This window comes from Pseudomonas sp. YQ_5, assembly GCF_043103305.1.
In the GTDB taxonomy this organism is placed as follows: domain Bacteria; phylum Pseudomonadota; class Gammaproteobacteria; order Pseudomonadales; family Pseudomonadaceae; genus Aquipseudomonas; species Aquipseudomonas putida_Y.
Window position 1 is genome coordinate 20,064 of sequence record NZ_JBICJS010000055.1, and the last position, 16,075, is coordinate 36,138.

General features: G+C 64.1%; 16 protein-coding genes. 8 read left to right on the forward strand and 8 right to left on the reverse strand.

What is annotated here, in order from left to right:
* Positions 1-19 precede the first annotated feature (19 nt).
* Genes ACF8EA_RS12575 through ACF8EA_RS12585 form a run of 3 tightly spaced genes read right to left on the reverse strand, consistent with a single transcriptional unit; the run spans position 20 to position 6,136 of the window.
* Entirely contained in the window at positions 20-3,694 is a 3,675-nt protein-coding gene (locus ACF8EA_RS12575) for a translocation/assembly module TamB domain-containing protein (protein ID WP_392522160.1), read from the reverse strand.
* The gene (locus ACF8EA_RS12580) at positions 3,691-5,433 is read right to left on the reverse strand and encodes an autotransporter assembly complex family protein (RefSeq protein ID WP_392522162.1); all 1,743 of its coding nucleotides are present in this window, start codon (positions 5,431-5,433) and stop codon (positions 3,691-3,693) included. The genes ACF8EA_RS12575 and ACF8EA_RS12580 overlap by 4 nt, the downstream gene beginning before the upstream one ends.
* Positions 5,434-5,485: 52 nt before the next feature.
* Positions 5,486-6,136, reverse strand: a complete 651-nt coding sequence (locus ACF8EA_RS12585) for a GNAT family N-acetyltransferase (protein ID WP_392522164.1) — start codon at positions 6,134-6,136, stop codon at positions 5,486-5,488.
* A 162-nt stretch (positions 6,137-6,298) separates the two neighbouring features.
* Here ACF8EA_RS12585 and xthA point away from each other — a divergent pair, with 162 nt between their 5' ends.
* Complete coding sequence (gene xthA / locus ACF8EA_RS12590) at positions 6,299-7,111, forward strand: exodeoxyribonuclease III (protein ID WP_392522166.1); 813 nt, start codon at positions 6,299-6,301, stop codon at positions 7,109-7,111.
* Positions 7,112-7,151: 40 nt separating this feature from the next.
* Here the strand turns inward: xthA and ACF8EA_RS12595 are convergent, their stop codons facing one another.
* Both ACF8EA_RS12595 and ACF8EA_RS12600 read right to left on the reverse strand, forming a co-directional pair.
* Positions 7,152-7,904: an anti-sigma factor family protein gene (locus tag ACF8EA_RS12595; RefSeq protein WP_392522167.1), complete on the reverse strand. Its 753-nt coding sequence runs from the start codon at positions 7,902-7,904 to the stop codon at positions 7,152-7,154.
* Complete coding sequence (locus ACF8EA_RS12600; RefSeq protein ID WP_021782377.1) at positions 7,901-8,422, reverse strand: sigma-70 family RNA polymerase sigma factor; 522 nt, start codon at positions 8,420-8,422, stop codon at positions 7,901-7,903. The genes ACF8EA_RS12595 and ACF8EA_RS12600 overlap by 4 nt, the downstream gene beginning before the upstream one ends.
* 124 nt (positions 8,423-8,546) lie before the next feature.
* Between ACF8EA_RS12600 and ACF8EA_RS12605 the strand changes: the two genes are divergently transcribed.
* The 5 genes from ACF8EA_RS12605 to ACF8EA_RS12625 all read left to right on the forward strand — a co-directional run bounded on the left by ACF8EA_RS12605 (position 8,547) and on the right by ACF8EA_RS12625 (position 12,347).
* Positions 8,547-9,599 (forward strand): catalase family peroxidase, encoded by a 1,053-nt coding sequence (locus ACF8EA_RS12605; protein WP_103462420.1) that lies wholly within the window; start codon positions 8,547-8,549, stop codon positions 9,597-9,599.
* Positions 9,596-10,129: a cytochrome b gene (locus ACF8EA_RS12610; protein WP_021782375.1), complete on the forward strand. Its 534-nt coding sequence runs from the start codon at positions 9,596-9,598 to the stop codon at positions 10,127-10,129. Before ACF8EA_RS12605 ends, ACF8EA_RS12610 begins: the two co-directional genes overlap by 4 nt.
* An 83-nt stretch (positions 10,130-10,212) precedes the next feature.
* Complete coding sequence (locus tag ACF8EA_RS12615; RefSeq protein ID WP_103462419.1) at positions 10,213-11,418, forward strand: MFS transporter; 1,206 nt, start codon at positions 10,213-10,215, stop codon at positions 11,416-11,418.
* A gap of 81 nt (positions 11,419-11,499) precedes the next feature.
* On the forward strand, positions 11,500-12,045 hold the full coding sequence (locus ACF8EA_RS12620) for a cupin domain-containing protein (RefSeq protein WP_003248033.1): 546 nt from the start codon (positions 11,500-11,502) through the stop codon (positions 12,043-12,045).
* A gap of 2 nt (positions 12,046-12,047) precedes the next feature.
* The gene (locus ACF8EA_RS12625; protein WP_392522168.1) at positions 12,048-12,347 is read left to right on the forward strand and encodes a hypothetical protein; all 300 of its coding nucleotides are present in this window, start codon (positions 12,048-12,050) and stop codon (positions 12,345-12,347) included.
* Here the strand turns inward: ACF8EA_RS12625 and ACF8EA_RS12630 are convergent.
* Together ACF8EA_RS12630 and ACF8EA_RS12635 are read right to left on the reverse strand one after the other, a co-directional pair.
* Positions 12,320-12,934, reverse strand: coding sequence for a 2-hydroxychromene-2-carboxylate isomerase (locus ACF8EA_RS12630; RefSeq protein WP_392522170.1), 615 nt, complete (start codon positions 12,932-12,934; stop codon positions 12,320-12,322). The two genes, ACF8EA_RS12625 and ACF8EA_RS12630, sit on opposite strands and share 28 nt — an antisense overlap.
* 29 nt (positions 12,935-12,963) lie before the next feature.
* The gene (locus tag ACF8EA_RS12635; protein ID WP_103469743.1) at positions 12,964-13,695 is read right to left on the reverse strand and encodes an SDR family oxidoreductase; all 732 of its coding nucleotides are present in this window, start codon (positions 13,693-13,695) and stop codon (positions 12,964-12,966) included.
* An 89-nt stretch (positions 13,696-13,784) separates the two neighbouring features.
* On the opposite strand from ACF8EA_RS12635, the gene ACF8EA_RS12640 reads away from it, so the two are divergent.
* Positions 13,785-14,348, forward strand: a complete 564-nt coding sequence (locus ACF8EA_RS12640) for a TetR/AcrR family transcriptional regulator (RefSeq protein ID WP_252459714.1) — start codon at positions 13,785-13,787, stop codon at positions 14,346-14,348.
* Entirely contained in the window at positions 14,335-14,928 is a 594-nt protein-coding gene (locus ACF8EA_RS12645) for a DUF4157 domain-containing protein (RefSeq protein ID WP_392522172.1), read from the forward strand. Before ACF8EA_RS12640 ends, ACF8EA_RS12645 begins: the two co-directional genes overlap by 14 nt.
* Positions 14,929-14,967: 39 nt before the next feature.
* On the opposite strand, the gene ACF8EA_RS12650 is transcribed toward ACF8EA_RS12645, so the two are convergent.
* Positions 14,968-15,969: a bile acid:sodium symporter family protein gene (locus ACF8EA_RS12650; RefSeq protein ID WP_392522174.1), complete on the reverse strand. Its 1,002-nt coding sequence runs from the start codon at positions 15,967-15,969 to the stop codon at positions 14,968-14,970.
* Positions 15,970-16,075 lie beyond the last annotated feature (106 nt).

Genomic DNA, 16,075 nt, shown 5'->3' on the forward strand with positions numbered 1-16,075 from the left:
TGGCCGCCACGCTGCGGGCTTAGAAGTCGCGTTTGTAAAAGATGTCCAGTGAGCTTGCCAGCCCACTGGCGGCCTCGAGGTAGACCTTCTTGCTTAGCTTGTAGCGCAACGCGATCGTGTTGGCCGGCTCGAACACCCCCACCCCGTAACGAAGGCTCAGCTTCTCGGTGATGTTACCGCTGGCGACCACGCTGGTGCTGTTGCCGGAACCTTCGGTATCCAGTTGAAAGTCGTCAATTCCCAGGCTCGACGCCAGGCTGCCGGTGATGCCGGCGCTCCCGGCAAGGCCCAGGCCCAGCGCTGCCTCGGCGAGCATGTTGTTATCTTCACCGGTATTGCCCAATGGCCGCCCCAATACCAGGTACGAAAGCGCCTGCTCCTGGCTCATGGCTGGCTCCGAGAACACTTTGGTCGTCGGCTGTTCGGCGCTGCCACTCAGGCGGATACCGGCTATCACATCGTCAACCTTGCGGATCGCTTCGATGTCCAGGTACGGCTGGTCGATCGGTCCGGCGAACAGCAGTCGCGCCCGCCGTATGGTGAGGCGCTGGCCGTAGGCACGGTAGCGGCCGTCCGCCAGGCTCAGTTCACCACGGGTATCGAGGTTATCGCCGATGTGCACATGGCCAAGCAGGTTGGCAGTAAGCCCGAAGCCGCTGAATGACAGCTTGTCGCGGCCCACTTCGACATCGATGTCCATGGCCATTGCCATGGGTGGTTTGCCTTCCTCGGTCTGGTGACCGACGATTACCGTGTCATCCGACACCTTGACCGTGGACGGCGGCAGCTCACGTACAGTGATCTTGCCCTTGGGCACCTGCACCTTGCCGGTCACCGCCAGCTTGTCATCGATCAGGCGCAAGGTCAGGTCCGGGGCAACTTCCAGTGTGGCGTAGGGCTCGACCGCGACCGGCAGTTGTTGACCTTGCAGACGCACGTCCATGCCCAGTGCCTGCCCCCAGGTGAGGTTGCCGCTCAACTGGCCACGTCCCGCCTCGCCACTGCGCCAATTGCCGTTGAGCTGCACCTGCTCGCCGGCAATCAGCGCCTGCAATGACAGGTCCTGAAGGCTGGCCGGCAGCTCGGCACCACTGACTTCGCCACCGCTGAGCATCAGGTTGCCGTTGACCTGTGGTGCCAGCAAGGTGCCTGAAAGCCGACCACTGCCATTGAGCTGCCCGGCCAGGCGTTCGACCATGGGCACGAACGGACGGGCCACCGACAAGTCCAGCCCGGCCAGGCGGAAATCACCCGACAACGGTTTGTTCTTGCCCAGCGGATCGAGCCGGGCGTTGACGCTCAGCTCACCCAGGCGCTCACCGCGAAACGCCAGGCGCGTATCGATGCGCCGCGGTGCCAGCGTGCTGTCCAGGCGCAGGGCCTGATAAGGGAAATCGATCCAGCGGCCTTTGTCGCGCACGCGCAGGGTGCCGCCACTGGCATCGACAACGACAGTGCCCTTGGGGCCGCTGGCCGGGATGTCCAGGTTGATATCGGCATTGAGCAGGCCTTGCCAGGCAAAGTCCTTCGGCAGCCACTGGGCCAGGCTGCCCAGCGGGAACTGCTTGAGGTGGTAGCGCAGGCGCGGTTCGGGGGCGAGCCGCTGATCATCGCCACACAGGCTTGCCTGGCCGGAGCGCCAGCAGTGGGCCCCGAAGTCGAGCTGGCCGCTGGCCAGCCGCTGCAGACGTGCAGGCGCCTGCAACTGCCAGTCCTGGCCGCCGGCCTGGATTCGGCCCGTGGCCAGGCGCCCGCGCCAGTCACCTTTGTTCAACTGGCCATCCAAACCAAGGTCGAGCTTAAGCTGCGGGCCGTCCAGCGCCAGGGTCAAGGCCTGCTGGCGAATGTCGCCTTTGCCGTTGGCCTGCAACGTGCCCAAGGCTGTGTCACCCAGGTGGATACCGGTTGCCTTGAGCTCGAGTACACCGCGCTGGGCGCTGTCCAGGCGCGCATCCAGGTCCAACTGCTGCAGACGGTTTTCGGCCTGGGCCAAGCGCTGGCCCTGCAGGCTCAGCGTACCTTGCGGGGCCTGCAAGGTGCCGGCGACATCCAGCCGACCCTTGACCCGGCCTTGCAACCTTGGCCACAGCTGGCCCAGGCGCGGCAGGTCGAGGTCGATTCGCCCCGCCAGGCGCTGTTGCAGGCTGCCACTGCCGTTGATGCGGTTGTCACCCAGCTGGATAGCCAGTGCGCCCAGGGTCCAGCTCTGCCCTGCCCCTTGGGCCTCGGCCTTGAGCATGGCTGGCTGGCCACGCAGGCGGCCTTTGAGGTCAAGCTGGGCATCGAGGGTAAGCGCATCGCCTTTCAGTTCGCCTTTGCTGCGCAGTGGCCCCGCCAAGGTACCGGGCAGTTCGGCCAGCCAATAGGCCGGGTCGAGCGCGGACAGCTGCAGGTCGACCTCCCAGGCCAGGGTGTCGGCAAAACGTAAGGCGACACTCCCGGCTGCCTTGCCCTGGCCGGCGGTCAGCGCCAACTGTGGCAGTTTCACCTGGGTGAGGTCACCTTCGAACGGGCTGGTTATGCTGAATGCTCCCGCCGGGCCATCCAGGTCACCCATGAAGGTGCCCTGGTAATTGCCATCGCGATAATGCACTTGGGTATTGAAGCGCTTGAGCGTGACCTCGGGGGGTGTTTCCAGTGGATACAGGCGCAACCACGGGAAGTCCTGCCAGTCCAGCTGCGCATCGGCGCTCAGGCCTTGCTGCCAGTCAGCCGTGGCTTGCAGCTTGACCCGTTGGCTGTCGCTGGCGGTCAGGTCGAGGGCATCGAGCCTGGCCCCTTTACTGTCGACCAGTCCGGACAGGACCAAGGCGATCGGTGACTGCTCGGCCGGCAGGCTGGCCCTGCCAGACAGTTGATAGCCATCGAGCAGATCGCCCTTGGCATCGAGCTCGAGCGCGTTCAATTGCAAGGTGTCAGGCAACGCACCAGCCGGTTTGAACGCCTCGGAGCGGATGCTCAAGGTCGCCGGCAGGTGCTCGGCCAATGCCTGCAACTGCCCACTCAATGTGGCATCGAGGTAACCACTGCTGATGCCGGCGAGTTCCAACGTCTTCTGCAATTGGCCATTGGCCGTCAGCGCCAGTTGCCAGGGTTTTTCGTCTACCGCAGGCAACTGCAACTGCGCCTGCAATTGCACCGGCCAGTCGCCTTCGGGTTGCAGGTCACCCTGCAGGCTCAATTGCAGGTCGTCGCGCAGCAGCCGCAGGCTGTCGATGCGTATCCCGCTGTGGGTCCAGTGCGCAGCCAGTTGCAAGTCGCCAAGCAGGTCACTGCCATCCAGGCGCAACTGCCCGACCTTGACCTCGCCCAGTTCGATGGCCAGCGGCAACCGCAGCGTCGGCAATTGCAGCGGGCCGCTCTCGGCCGGTTCGGTGCTTGGCGCAAAGGCCATGTCAATGCGGTCTGCCTGCAACCGGTCAATGCACAAGGTAGCGCGCAGCAAACAAGCCGGCGACCAGGCCAGCAACGGCGCTTGTAACTCTACCTTGCTGCCGGCGTCGGCCCAGCTCAGCCGGCTGGCCTGCCAACTGCCCGCCAGGCGCCCCTGGAAGTCGGCCACTTCAAGCCCAGGCACCTTGCCCAGTACCCAGCGGCTGCCGGCCTGGGTACCCAGCAGCAAGCCGAGCACCAGGGCCACGCTCGCGACGCCCCCAAGCAGGCCCAGTGAAATATGTTTGATCACGCGTTTCACAGCTCGGGCCCCATGGAAAAGTGCAGGCGAATGCCCCCTTCGTCATCCAGCGCCTTGGCCAGGTCCAGGCGCAGCGGCCCGACCGGCGATACCCAGCGCACACCAAAGCCGACACCGGTCTTGAGGCTGGGCAGCTCCAGGTCGTTGAACGAGTTGCCTTGGTCGACGAATGTCGCGACCCGCCATTTTTCGGTCAGCGAATACTGGTACTCGACACTGCCTGCCACCAGGTAGCGCCCACCAATACGGTCACCGTCGCTGTTCTTCGGCGACAGGGTCTGGTAGTCATAACCGCGCACACTCTGGTCGCCACCCGCGAAGAAACGCAGCGACGGCGGAATGTTGTTCTTGAAGCCATTGGTCGCACTGCCGCCAAACTGTACGCGCCCGAGAAAGCGGTGGTTGTGGCCGAGTGTGGTCAGGCCTTTGAGCAATACGTTGCCGTGCAGCAGGTTGGTGTCGGACACCAGCCCTTCCTTGGCACCTTGAACATCGAACTGCAGGCGATAGCCGTTGTGCGGATCGATACGGTTGTCACTGCGCAGGAAGGAAAAGCTGACGCCCGGCATCAGCAGGTTGCTCAAACCGGAGTCGTCACCCAGGCGATATTCTTCGCGTTGGTACTTGAGCGAAATCACCCGCTGCCAGCCACTGGGCAGCTTGCTGTGCCACTCGGGGCCGACCGTCAACAGCTTGCTGAGCGAGTCGGTGCCGGCAAGCTCCTCATTCTGGTAGCCACCGGCAAAGCGCAGCTTGTCGGTCAGCGGCGGGTCGAGCGGAATGTCGTACCACAGGCCGACGTTCTGGCGCGGTGCCGACAGTTCGGTTTCCCAGCCATAGCTGTGGCCTTGCGGGTTGACCCAGTGGCGGGTCCAGTTGGCCTTGCCACGCGGCCCGACGTCGGTCGAGAAGCCTAGGCCAAGGCCCATGGTGCGTGGTTTACGGGTTTCCAGGTGAACATCCACCGGGATGTCTTCGCCCACAGCAGCAGTGGGCGCCGCATCCACGCGCACGCCTTCGAAATAGCCGCTCGATTGCAGGTCGTTGTTCAGTTCTGCGATCAGTTCCGAGTCGTAAGGGGTGCCCGGCTGGAACGAAACCATGCGCTGCAGCAGGTCCTCGTCCAGCGGCGTGTCGCCACCGAACGTGACGGCGCCCAGGCGATAACGTGGGCCACTCTGATAGACCAGGTCGATATCAGCCACACCGGCTTGCGGGTCGACGGCCAGGCGCTGGCTACTGAAGCGCCCACTGAAGAAGCCATAGCGCGACGCCTGGTTCTGGATCAACCGCTTGGCATCCTCGTAATGGCCGTGATTGAGCTGTTCACCCGCACGCAGCGCCTTGCTGTCAGGCACACGGAAGGCTTTCATTTCGCTGGCCGGGCCCTCGATGCGCACGGTCACGTTACGCAGGCGAATCGGTTCGCCCGGGTTGATGCTGATGATCAGTTGTGGGGGATGGTCTGCGTCGCTGGCGGGCTTGACCTCGGTATCGATCTGCGCCTGATAGTAGCCAAGTGCCTGCGCCGCTTTGCGCGCCTGCTCCTCTGCCCCGCGACTGAAGCGCAAAAGTGCTTCTTCGTCGCGGTCACCCAATGTGCCTATATAGCCTTCGACATTGGCCTTGAGCGCCTTGTTGGCCGGCTTCACCTTCACCAACAACTCGCTCTGGCCCCATGCTGCGAAACTGGCGACCCAGAAAACCAGGCCCCAGGTCAATCTTCCTGAATACGTCATGCGGCGCATGCTACCAGAGCCGGGCGCTCAAGGGAGCCGCCTGGCGGCCTGTTCAGGCAAAAGCGGGTTTTGAAGAGACTGGATTAGGATGAAAGAACACCCTCTCTCGGATCGGTCCTACAGCTACTTCGCCAATTTCCTCATAACCCTGACGCTGGTAAAAAGCCAGGTAGTGCTCGTTACCAGTGTCCAGCACCACCCCTTGGGTGCCTGGGTCTTCCGCGCACCAGTCGTGCACGGCTTGTAACAATTGCTCGCCGTAGTGCTTGCCCTGAAACTGCGGATGCACCCCCAGCAAAGGCAGCACATGCACCTGGTCAGTGGGCAGACAGCTGGCCAACGCAGCCTGGTAGTCCATGTAGCGCCGCGTACAGCGCAGGCCGGTCCCCAGCATCATGCGCAGGCGCCAGGCCCAGCTGTCAGCCACGCCCAGCCGGCGCAGCGGCGGCACGATCAGGGCCAGGGCAATCAGGCGGTCCTCGACCAACAGGCCGATGGCGGGCAGTTGCAGGTAGAAGTGCTGGCGCACCCATTCGCGCACCATCACCCGCAGGCGCCGCTCATACCCCGGGCGCTGGGCTTCGAAGATATAGGCGAAGGTGGGCTCGTGGCGGTAGGCGTTGTACAACAGCGAACGCGCCTCGCGGCTGTAACCATCATCGAGCAGGCAGACACGGGCCGGGGCGGGTGTGGTTTCGGGCATTACGGGCAGACCTCCTGGAATGGGCATACTGTGCCTTGGAGGTGCCCCTGCGCGCTTCGTTCACCCCCAACAGCACGTTAGCAGCAGGCTCGCCTGGCCGCCATGCTGGTGATGAAGGTCGATGTCGGCTAGCATCGCGCCTTTTACCGGGATTGTCTTTCCATGAAGATCGTCTGTTTCAACATCAACGGCCTGCGGGCCCGCCCGCATCAGCTGGCGGCGCTGATCGACAAGCACCAGCCGGACGTGATCGGCCTGCAGGAAACCAAGGTCAGCGACGATCAGTTCCCGCTGGCCGACGTACAGGCACTGGGTTACCACGTGCACTACCACGGCCAGAAGGGCCACTACGGCGTGGCCCTGCTGTCGCGCCAGGCGCCGCTGAGCCTGCACAAGGGCTTTGCCACCGACGAGGAGGATGCCCAGCGCCGCTTCATCTGGGGTACCTTCGCCGATGCCGACGGCAGCCCGATCACCATCATGAACGGCTATTTCCCCCAGGGCGAAAGCCGCGACCACCCCACCAAGTTCCCGGCCAAGCAGCGCTTCTACAGCGACCTGCAGGCACTGCTGGAAAGCCAGTTCCGCAACGACCATCCAGTGCTGGTGATGGGCGACATGAACATCTCGCCGCAAGACTGTGATATCGGCATCGGCCCTGAGAACGCCAAACGCTGGCTGAAGACCGGCAAGTGCAGCTTCCTGCCGGAAGAGCGTGAGTGGCTGGAACGCTTGAAAGGCTGGGGATTGGTAGACAGCTTCCGCCACCTGTACCCGGACGTGACCGACCGCTTCAGCTGGTTCGACTACCGCAGCCGCGGCTTCGAGGACGAGCCCAAGCGCGGCCTGCGCATCGACCTGATCATGGCCTCGCAACCGCTGGTGCCGCGCATCAAGGCAGCGGGGGTGGACTATGAACTGCGCGGGATGGAAAAGCCGTCGGACCATGCGCCGATCTGGCTGGAACTTAGCTGATTCTGGTGGTGGGCCCTCGTTGCACATCTTGGGCCCACACTTACAACCCCAGCCTCAACGCCTCCCCCACCCCCGCTCCACGCACATCGTCCGCTGCGCTGACCAAGGCAAAGTTATAAGCCCCATGCGACCAGTACCGCGCCTCCAACTGGCCATCGACCCGTTGCCCGTCCGGCATGCGCCGATAAAGGTCGCCCGGCGAGCGCAGGAACAGGCTGATGCGCTGGCCCTTGCCATCCTCGAACACCAACAGCGCCGCCGGCCCTTGCTCGTTGCTGAGCAAGCGCGCGCCCACTGGCTTGAAGCCGTAGCCGGCCAGGTCCGGTAACTGGCCCACCCGGCTGAAATGGCGCCCCAGCCAGTCGCGCAGCTGCCCAGAATCACTGGCCTGGATATCCAGTGCTTCACTGCTGGCGAACAAACGGTGTGCCTGAACAGCATCAGCCATGGGCAGGTCGGCTCGTGCAAGGGTTGCATCGCGCGCTTGCCAGCCGCCCAAGCCCCCCACACCCAACGCCAGCATCACCACCGCCGCCGCAGCCCAGCGTCGCTGCCGACGCTGGCGCAGTTGCCGACGCAACTGGCCAAGGTCCAACTGCGCCGCGCCGGGCAGTTCGCCCAATCCGGCCAGCGCTGCACGCAGCCGCCGGGCATCGGCGCGCCAGCCTTCCACCCGTGCCGCAGCTTGCGGGTTGGCCGCCAGCCAGGCCTGCACCTCGGCCCGGCGCACAGGTTCCAGGCGCTCATCGACGTAAGCGTGCAATTCATCATCGCTGGGGATCAGGCGCGTCATTTCAGTCTCCGCAAGGCCGGGGGCTGGGGGTTGCCCTCGGTCAGTTCGCGCAAGGCATTGCGCGCGCGCGAAAGGCGCGACATCACAGTGCCGATGGGGATGCCCAAAGCCTGGGCGGCCTCCTTGTAACTCAAGCCTTCGATGCTGACCAGCAGCAACAAGGCACGCTGCTCCGCCGACAGCCGGGCAAAGGCCTGCAGATCAGCCTGGGCCAGGACGATGGCTTCGATGTTGTCACCCGCCGGCTCTTCGTCGCGCTCGTTGCGGCCGAACCAGGACAGCCAGCGCGCATGCAAGCGCTCGCGGCGCTTACCGTCGAGGAACTGTCGATAAAGGATGGTGAACAGCCAGGCACGCAGAGCATCGGCGTCGCGCTGCTGGTCGCGGCGGCTCAGGGCCCGCTCGACCGTCGCCTGTACCAGGTCGTCGGCGCTGCCCGGCTCGCGGGTCAGCCACACGGCAAAGCGGCGCAGGCGGGCCAGCAGCTCGCGCCACTGGTGGTCGTCCAAATCGTGCATGGTCAGGTACCGGCCTCTGGGGTTGTCAGTGTAAAGGGCAGACGCCTGTGAACAAATTCTATTCCCGATGAGGGAATAACTTTTTCCCTGCCCCGTCGTACTGGCACCTTCACTGAACCGGACAATGACCATGAACACACCCTTGCACGGCCCGGCCAAAGCCTTGCGCCTGGCCGCCATTGGCGGCGTGATGCTGGCCGCAGGTGCCGGCTTTGCCTATGCCGCCGGCTGGCTCGGCGAACCCCGACTGACGCCACAGCGCATCATCGACACCTTCGAAGCCCAGGCCGGGCATTACCCCGGCTATCGCAAGAACCACGCCAAGGGCTTGTGCGTGAGCGGCTACTTCCAGGCCAGCGGGCAGGCCGCCAACCTGTCCACGGCGCGCGCCTTCAGCCAGCAACGGGTGCCGGTGGTGGGCCGTTTTGCCATCGGCGGTGCCAACCCGTTCGCCCCGGATACCGCTATACCCGTTCGCAGCCTGGCGATTCAGCTAAGCACCGACGACGGTCAGGTCTGGCGGACGGGCATGAACAACCCACCGGTGCTGGCAGTCAGCACGCCGCAAGCGTTCTACCAGCAAGTACTGGCGAGCACACCAGACCCGGCTACCGGCAAACCGGACCCTGGCAAGCTGCAGGCGTTCTTTGCCGCCCACCCGGAAAGCGCGGCGTTTCGCCAATGGGCGGCGGGCTACAAACCCAGCGACAGCTTCGCCAACACGCAATACCACAGTATCAATGCCTTCCGCCTGATCGACGCAGCTGGCGCGGCCCACCCGGTGCGTTGGCAGCTTGAGCCACAAACTGCATTTGCGGCATTGCCCACCCAGGTTGATGACAAGCAATTCCTGCAACACGACTTGCAGCAACGCCTTGCCCAAGGCCCGTTGCGCTGGAAGCTGCGTCTGGTGCTGGCCGAACCGGGCGACGCCGTGGACGACCCTGCCCGGCCGTGGCCCACCGAGCGGCGTAGCGTGGACGCCGGCACCCTGGTGCTGGAACAGGTAGACGCCCCCGAGCAAGGGGCCTGCCGCGACCTCAACTTCGACCCGCTGATCCTGCCGCGCGGTATAGAGGCATCGGCCGATCCGATCCTCGCCGCCCGCTCGGCCGCCTATTCGGAATCGTTCAACCGCCGTAGCCGCGAATCGCTCAGCACCGGAGCCAAGCCATGAAACCTGAAGCCTTCCACCCTTTTGCCCGTTTGCTGCATTGGCTGATGGCCGTGCTGATACTGGCCATGTTGTTCATCGGTGTGAGCATGGTCGCCGACCTGTCGCTACGCCACCCGGTGCTGATCAGCCTGCACAAGGCCACCGGCCTGGCCCTGCTGGTGCTGGTGGTGCTGCGCATTGCTGCGCGCCTGACCCTACCTCATCCGCCCCTGCCGAACGACCTGCCAAAACTGCAGCGCTGGACCGCCGGAGCCTCGCATCTGCTGCTCTATGGCCTGATGCTGGCCATGCCGCTGCTGGGCTGGGCCATGCTGTCGGCCGGCGATTACCCGCGCCCGCTCGGCTTGCCCGCCATTGCCCCCCACAACCTTCAACTGTATGCCGTGTTGCGCCAGGCCCATGGCTGGGCGGGCTACCTGCTGTTCGCCACGGTGCTGGTGCATGTGGGTGCAGCCTTGATGCACGCGTGGGTGCGCCGCGACGGTGTGTTGCGTAGCATGTGGCCTGGCCCCCTGCGCCGCAGTGATTGAGCTGCAGCAGCCCAGGGATTCGACACTCGATAATAGTTCTTAATAATATCGGCTTTTATTTGCCGCACTGCCCTGGACCGCTCATGAACGTCGCAAAGGATCCTGCAACCCTTCTGCCTGCCAGCACCCTGGACTTGCGCCCGCTGCTGCTGGCCAACATGGCCTGCACCATGTCGATGATGGCCTTCGTTGCCCTGATCGGCCCGATAGCCCGCCAGCTTGGCATGGCCACCTGGCAAGCCGGCGCCGCCATAACCGTGGCCGGCGTGGTCTGGGTGCTGCTGGCCCGGCCCTGGGGGCGCGCGGCAGACCGCCTGGGCCGTCGGCGCATCCTGCTGCTGGGCAGCGCCGGCTTTACCCTGGCTTACTGGCTGCTGTGCCTGTTCGTCGAAGGCGCACTGCGCTGGCTGCCGGGGGCAACCTTGGCGTTCATCGGCCTGATGATCGCGCGCGGTTGCATCGGCGCCTTCTATGCCGCCATCCCGGTAGGCTGCAATGCGCTGATCGCCGACCATGTCGAGCCGCAACGCCGAGCGCGGGCCATGGCCTCACTGGGGGCGGCCAACGCCGTCGGCCTGGTGGTCGGGCCAGCACTGGCCGCACTGCTGGCGCGTCACAGCCTGAGCCTGCCGTTCCATATCATGTCGCTGCTGCCGGCCACTGCCTTCCTCGTGCTGTTTTTTACCCTCAAACCACAGGCGCTGCCGCACAGCCACGCCCCCAGTCCGGTGCGGCTGAACGACCCGCGCCTGCGCCGGCCGCTGCTGGTGGCATTCAGCGCCATGCTCAGTGTGACCGTGTCGCAGATCATCGTCGGTTTCTTTGCCCTTGACCGCTTGCATCTGGGCCCTGCCGAAGCCGCCCAGGCGGCTGGCATCGCCCTGACCACCGTGGGTGTGGCACTGATGCTGGCACAGGTGATCCTGCGCCAACTGGAGTGGCCACCGCTGAAGATGATCCGGGTGGGTGCCACGGTATCGGCACTGGGCTTTGCCTGTGGCTCACTGGCCACCACGGCCCCCTGGCTGTGGGCTTGCTATTTTGTTGCGGCAGCGGGCATGGGCTTCGTGTTCCCGGCGTTTTCGGCACTGGCGGCCAATGCCATGCAGGCCTCCGAACAAGGCGCCACAGCCGGCTCCATTGGCGCCGCCCAAGGCATGGGCGCGGTGATCGGGCCGCTCGCCGGTACCTTGGTGTATGCCCTTGATCCACGCTTGCCATTCTTGGCCGTGGCCGTGCTGTTGCTGCTGGTCGGGCTGTGGCCAATGCCGCGTGAGCAGCGGGTTTGAGAAGCACAGCGCGCAAGGGCGCAGAGTGTGTTTTAATGCGCATCGCTCATTATTATTGACACCTCTGATTACAAGGCGGCTATGGACACGGGGACGCGACTCAAACTGGTGCGTGAACGCAACAACCTCTCCCAACGAGAATTGGCCCGCCGCAGCGGGCTGACCAATTCGACGATCTCGCAGATCGAGCAGAATCGCGTCAGCCCTTCGGTCAGCTCCCTGAAAAAACTGCTCGAGGGCATTCCCATGAGCCTGGCGGAGTTTTTCAGCTTCGACGAGCCGGTGCGTGAGGAACGCTACGTATTCCGTGGTGGCGAACAACCCGACCTGGGCCGCAATGGCCTGCGCATGCTGCTGGTCGGCGCCAGCGTCGAAGGCCGGCAAATGCGCATGCTGCGTGAGCTTTATGCACCCGGCGCCGACTCTGGCGAGCCCATCGTGCATGCTGAAGGCGAAGAATGCGGGCTGGTCACCCGTGGTACCGTCGAGCTGTGGGTCGACGGCCAGGTCAGCGTGCTCAACTCGGGCGACGGTTACTACATCCCCACCACCCTGCCGCACAGTTTCAAGAACATCGGCCCGGATGAGGCCGAGATCATCAGCGCCAACACGCCGGCGAATTTCTGATTTTGATCCACAGACGTTCACTGAGCGCCCGGGATATCTACCAGTGCCTGCGTAATGTGGCGCTTGGCGTGCATCACCTTGAGGTGGTTGCACGCCGCGAGGGCGGCTTGGTCGATGTCGGTATCCAGGGCTGGCAACTGACGTTGGCCCTGGATACTGAGGGCTTGGCGCATTGCGTTCATTGCCAAGCCCCCGGCGGCGAACAGGCCGGGCTCGAACACTGGCAGCGCTATGGCACCAACCCCACCGACCTGCTCAGCCTGTGGGAGCGCACTCAGCTGGAGAGGCTGTTGGCGCCCTGACGCAGCGCCTCCTCGACAAAGTCCAGGCGGTCCTGGCCGAAGAACATCCCATCACCGACAAAACAGGTGGGCGCGCCAAACACCCCGCGCGCCACAGCGGCCTCGGTCGCCTGCTTTAGCGCTGCTTTTACTTCGCTGTCAGCGGCCAGGGCATGAAAAACCTGCGGGTCGAAGCCTGCCTGCGCGAGTGTTTCATTCAGCACAGCGCTGTCGCTCAGGTTGCGGCGCTGTACCCACAGCCCGGTGAACAGCACCGTTAGCAATGCCTCGAACCGATCCGGTGAATACAACTGGGTACCCATCACGCCACGCATCAAAGTCAGGGTATTGACCGGGAAGCCCGGCGGCATCCCGAACGGTACTCCATAGCGTTCGGCAAAGCGGGCCAGGTCGGTGAACATGTAGCGCCCTTTGGCCGGGATCATGGCCGGCGAAGCATTGCCGGTAGCCTGGAAAACCCCGCCAAGCAGCATTGGCCGGTAGCGCAGCGCGGCCCCCTGGCGGGCGCACAGGTTCGGCAGTTGGGTCCAGGCCAGGTAGCTGGCCGGGCTGCCCAGGTCAAAAAAGAAATCGACAGACGTGTGCATGGTTACGGTCCTTGCGAGTTAACGGGGGTTTACCAGCGTTCCATCCAGGGGCGCAGGTCCAGCTCGAAAGTCCAGGCGTCGCGGGGCTGGGCGTGCAGGAACCAGTAACTGTCGGCAATGTGCGCCGGGTCAAGGATGCCATCCTGGTCCTTGAGGGCATAGCGCTCGGGGAAGCTGTCACGGATGAAGGCCGTGTCGATGGCACCGTCCACCACCACATGGGCGACATGGATGTTGCGTGGCCCCAACTCGCGCGCCATGCTCTGTGCCAAGGCACGCAAGCCATGCTTGGCCCCGGCGAAGGCGGCAAAACCGGCTGCGCCGCGGGTGCCGGCTGTAGCACCGGTGAACAGGAGGGTGCCACGCTCACGCTGAACCATGCGCCGGGCCACCGCCTGCGCGGTGAGGAAACCGGCAAAGCAGGCCATTTCCCAGATCTTGAAGTACTTGCGCGGGGTTTCCTCGAGGATGCTGCACGGTACATTCGCACCGATATTGAAGACAAATGCCTCAATCGGGCCTATATCACGCTCGATAGTCTCCACCAGCGCGGCCACCTCCTCTTCCTTGCGCGCATCAGAGCCAAAACCGTAGGCCCGGCCGCCAGCGGCCTGTATTTCCTCCAGCAGCGGCTGCAGTTTGTCGGCCTGGCGCCGGGTTACGCAGGCAATGTAACCCTCACGCGCAAAGCGCTTGGCGATTTCGCCCCCAGTGGCGTCGCCCGCCCCGATCACCAGCACGACTTTTTGTTGTTCTGACATGCCTGCCTCCATGGGTAAATGATCGTTTAGTAAACGAACGCTATGCTATGATCGCGGTCATCGTCAAGCCTGTCTGTCGAGGCATGTGAATGCGCTACTCCAACGAACACAAACAGCAAACCCGCGAACGGCTGCTGGCCAGCAGCGGCGCGCTGGCCAAGCGCGGGGGGTTTGCCAGTACCGGCGTGGCCGGGCTGATGAAAGCGATCGGCCTGACCGGCGGAGCCTTCTACAACCACTTCCCGTCCAAGGACGACCTGTTTACCGAGGTGGTACGCCAGGAACTGAGCAACAGCCCCCTGGTACGCCTGGCCTGCCAGGGCGCCAACCGCGAACGCCTTGGCCGCTGCCTGCAGCAGTACCTGAGCCTGGCCCACCTGCGCAATGCCGAAGGTGGATGCCCATTGCCGCCGTTGGGTGTGGAAATCGCCCGGGCCGACACGCCGGTGCGTGAAGTGGCGGAGCACTGGCTGGTAGAACTGCACCAGGCCTGGAGCACAACCCTGGAGGATGAGCAACTGGCCTGGGTGCTGATCAGCCAGTGCGTAGGGGCATTGCTGGTCGGGCGCATGCTGGCCAGTGAAAGCGTGCAAGCGCAGGTACTGGGCGCCAGCCGCCAGTTTGTTGAACAGGCCCTGCATGAGGCGGATTAGTGCGCTGCTGGGGTTGCTGCTGGCCCTGCCCGTGCATGCCGAACAGGCCTGCCCGCCTGGGCAGTATCAGGTGTGCCTGATGGGCTGTTTCTGCGCTCCGATCGACCCAGGCCAGGCCGGGCAGATCCTCAAGGATGTGGAGGTCATGGCCTCGTCCAGCCTGACCTACGCCTTGCGCCAGGCCCGTGACGAAGCCACGGCCAGCCGTGTGCAGCCGATTCCGTTGCATATTCGGGCGCAGCTTGAACCTTGGTATGACTTTGCCGTGCTCGACGCGGCGCGCTTTCGGGTGGGGGATGAGCAACAAATGAGCGCCGCCAACGCGCTATTGCAGAACCCCGATGTGAACGCCGTTACACTGATCGACACGATCATCTTCCGCCGGGCCGCCGATGCCGAGGACAACGTTGCCTTGTGGGCGCACGAGCTCAAGCATGTGCAGCAGTATCAGGAACTGGGCGTGGAGGAGTTTGCCCGACGCTATACGCGCAACTTCGACGACCTGGAGGGGCCTGCCTACAAGATCGAGGCCGAAGTCGGCAAGGCGCTGCGCGAGCGTCGTTCAGGCCAGGCCCGCTGATCGCTGCCATTGCGCTCCTGCATGGGAGCGCGAAGGCGTTCAGGACACCGCCGAGGCTTCCACCGCCTGGTCACGGCTGGCATAGCGCTGCGCCAGCACAGCACACACCATCAGCTGTATCTGGTGGAACAGCATTAGCGGCAGGATCATCGCGCCAATGCCACTGCCCACGAACAACACCTGGGCCATGGGCACCCCCGTGGCCAGGCTTTTCTTGGAGCCGGCAAACAGGATGGTGATGCGATCCTCAAGGTCGAAGCCCAGCGCCTTGCCAAGCATGCGTGTGCCAAACAGCACCACTGCCAGCAGAATTGCGCACACCACGAACAACCCCGCCAGGTGCTGCGGCGATACGGTGTGCCACAGCCCGGTAACCACGGCCTCACTGAAGGCGGTGTACACCACCAGCAGGATCGAACCCTGGTCCACCACCTTGAGCCAGCGCGCATTGCGCTTGACCCAGGCACCGATCCAGCGCCGCGCGATCTGCCCGGCAACGAACGGCACCAGCAGCTGCAAAGTGATCTTCAACACGGCATCCAGGCCGGACCCCGTATCACCACTGGCACCCAGCAACAACATCACCAGCAACGGTGTGAGGAAGATACCCAGCAGGCTGGAGGCCGCCGCGCTGCAGATGGCCGCTGGCACGTTGCCGCGGGCCAGCGAAGTAAAGGCAATGGCCGACTGCACGGTTGCAGGCAAGGCACACAGGTACAGGACGCCCAGATAAAGCTCGTTACCTACCAGCGGCACGAACAGTGGTTTGAACGCCAGGCCCAGCAGCGGGAACAATGCGAAAGTACAGGAGAACACCAGTAGGTGCAGGCGCCAGTGCCCGGCACCGGTAATGATGGCTTCACGCGACAGTTTGGCGCCATGCAGGAAGAACAACAGGCCAATGGCCAGGTTGGTCAGCCAGCCGAAATATACCGCGCCATCGCCCGAGCAAGGCAGCACGGTGGCGATGAGTACCACACCGAGCAAGGCCAGGGTGAAATTGTCAAATAACATTCGCAAATACTTCATCACTGTATCCATCTTGTCATTGTGGCTGGGCAGACGATAAGTTCTTTGGCTCTCCGTCGCTAACGCCGGAACCCCGAGTGATATCGCTCAACGGACACGCTCCACAAAAGGACCCACC

Excerpts from the sequence above, each read along its gene's own strand:
- ACF8EA_RS12580 (WP_392522162.1), bottom strand. The coding sequence starts at position 5,433 with ATGACGTATTCAGGAAGATTGACCTGGGGCCTGGTTTTCTGGGTCGCC.
- ACF8EA_RS12585 (WP_392522164.1), bottom strand. The coding sequence starts at position 6,136 with ATGCCCGAAACCACACCCGCCCCGGCCCGTGTCTGCCTGCTCGATGAT.
- xthA (WP_392522166.1), top strand. The coding sequence starts at position 6,299 with ATGAAGATCGTCTGTTTCAACATCAACGGCCTGCGGGCCCGCCCGCAT.
- ACF8EA_RS12595 (WP_392522167.1), bottom strand. The coding sequence starts at position 7,904 with ATGACGCGCCTGATCCCCAGCGATGATGAATTGCACGCTTACGTCGAT.
- ACF8EA_RS12600 (WP_021782377.1), bottom strand. The coding sequence starts at position 8,422 with ATGCACGATTTGGACGACCACCAGTGGCGCGAGCTGCTGGCCCGCCTG.
- ACF8EA_RS12605 (WP_103462420.1), top strand. The coding sequence starts at position 8,547 with ATGACCATGAACACACCCTTGCACGGCCCGGCCAAAGCCTTGCGCCTG.
- ACF8EA_RS12610 (WP_021782375.1), top strand. The coding sequence starts at position 9,596 with ATGAAACCTGAAGCCTTCCACCCTTTTGCCCGTTTGCTGCATTGGCTG.
- ACF8EA_RS12615 (WP_103462419.1), top strand. The coding sequence starts at position 10,213 with ATGAACGTCGCAAAGGATCCTGCAACCCTTCTGCCTGCCAGCACCCTG.
- ACF8EA_RS12620 (WP_003248033.1), top strand. The coding sequence starts at position 11,500 with ATGGACACGGGGACGCGACTCAAACTGGTGCGTGAACGCAACAACCTC.
- ACF8EA_RS12630 (WP_392522170.1), bottom strand. The coding sequence starts at position 12,934 with ATGCACACGTCTGTCGATTTCTTTTTTGACCTGGGCAGCCCGGCCAGC.
- ACF8EA_RS12635 (WP_103469743.1), bottom strand. The coding sequence starts at position 13,695 with ATGTCAGAACAACAAAAAGTCGTGCTGGTGATCGGGGCGGGCGACGCC.
- ACF8EA_RS12640 (WP_252459714.1), top strand. The coding sequence starts at position 13,785 with ATGCGCTACTCCAACGAACACAAACAGCAAACCCGCGAACGGCTGCTG.
- ACF8EA_RS12645 (WP_392522172.1), top strand. The coding sequence starts at position 14,335 with ATGAGGCGGATTAGTGCGCTGCTGGGGTTGCTGCTGGCCCTGCCCGTG.
- ACF8EA_RS12650 (WP_392522174.1), bottom strand. The coding sequence starts at position 15,969 with ATGGATACAGTGATGAAGTATTTGCGAATGTTATTTGACAATTTCACC.